Here is a 255-nt window from a genome sequence, read left to right as displayed (position 1 = left end):
ACGCCTACATCCCGACGCCTGAGCGTCCGATCGACCAGCCGTTCCTGATGCCGATCGAAGACGTGTTCTCGATCTCGGGCCGTGGTACGGTTGTGACCGGTCGCGTTGAGCGCGGCATCGTCAAGGTTGGCGAAGAAGTCGAAATCGTCGGCATCCGCGACACGTCGAAGACGACGGTTACGGGCGTTGAAATGTTCCGCAAGCTGCTCGACCAGGGCCAGGCCGGCGACAACATCGGCGCGCTGATCCGTGGTG

General features: G+C 62.7%; 1 protein-coding gene. It reads left to right on the top strand.

Going from position 1 to position 255, the window contains the following annotated elements:
- A partial coding sequence (locus IB263_RS33915; protein ID WP_246811163.1) for an EF-Tu/IF-2/RF-3 family GTPase occupies positions 1–255 on the top strand: 255 nt, incomplete at both ends.

The organism is Ensifer sp. ENS03, from assembly GCF_014852035.1.
Classification (GTDB): domain Bacteria; phylum Pseudomonadota; class Alphaproteobacteria; order Rhizobiales; family Rhizobiaceae; genus Ensifer; species Ensifer adhaerens.
Note: the sequence above shows the minus strand (reverse complement) of the source record. Positions and strands in the feature narration are given on the sequence as shown.